Source organism: Hahella ganghwensis DSM 17046 (assembly GCF_000376785.1).
Lineage (GTDB): Bacteria > Pseudomonadota > Gammaproteobacteria > Pseudomonadales > Oleiphilaceae > Hahella > Hahella ganghwensis.
Map to the genome: position 1 here is coordinate 1 of NZ_AQXX01000001.1, position 1101 is coordinate 1101.

1 protein-coding gene is annotated in these 1101 nt (G+C 53.5%); it reads left to right on the forward strand.

Features of this window, described 5'->3' with window-relative positions; genetic code table 11:
* On the forward strand, positions 1 to 1101 hold a 1101-nt coding region (locus tag F566_RS31340), incomplete at both ends, for an RHS repeat domain-containing protein (RefSeq protein ID WP_033415477.1).

The window sequence follows — 1101 nt, forward strand, 5'->3', positions numbered from 1 at the left end:
CCTATGACGCCCGCGGTCAGGCGGTGCGCTCCACCCGTTATGATGCGGTGTACAGCGGACAGGACTTTACCCTGTCGGCACTGGAAAGCTTTGCCAGTGCACAAGCCGCTCCAGTAGAAGGTCATAAGATCTACGATGCTCGTGGCCAGTTAGCATATGAGGTGGACCCGGAAGGCTATGTGACTGGATATTCCTATAATGCTGCCGGGCAGGTGATTGAGACACGTCAGTATTCCGGGGCGTTACCGGAATCCGGTATTACTTATAGTGTTGCCGGAATCGAGGCATGGTTACCGAAACAAGTCACCTGGGGTTATCAATCCAGTGGAACGAGTGCTTATCAAGGTGACGCTCTGCGGATTTCCAGTGGTAATGCCACATGGGATGAATCCGTACGTTCGGCGGACCGTCTGCGTGGCGATGGTTATCTGGAATTCACCTTACCCGGTGACGGTCAGCGAATCATGGCAGGCCTAAACAAAACCAACGATTCAGACGATTATTCTGATATTGACTTTGCCGTCTACAGGAATTGGGAAAATCATTTAAAGATTTTTGAAGAAGGGGCAGAAATAGCCAACCTGGGGAAATATGATCCCCAAACCAGGGTGCGGATTGTCGCGGAAGGTAATCAGGTGAAATACTACCTGAAATCACCAACCGATTCGGCGTTTGTTCTCAGGTACACCTCCGCTAACGCCTATGATGGAACGGCAGACTACTTTGTAGACAGCTCTATTCTCGATCAGGGAGCGAAGATTGAAGGGGCTGTGTTGGGGCAGCATCTGGCGATGGGCGAGAGTTTCCTTCAGATTTCCCGAATCGTGTATGACGATCGCGGTCAGGCCCGTTTCAGCATTAATGCCCTGGGTCAGGTCACCGAGAACCGTTACGACCATGCCGGCCGGGCCACTGAAACCCTGCGTTATGCCGGGACCTATACCGGTACGGAGATGACCGAGTCGGCGCTGGCAGCCTTTGCGGCAACCCAGACCGAAGGCACTCAATCGACTCACAAGATTTATGACGACCGTGGCCAGGTCCGCTATGCCGTGGATGCCGGTGGTTATGTCACCGCCTACACCTACAATGCCCAGGGGC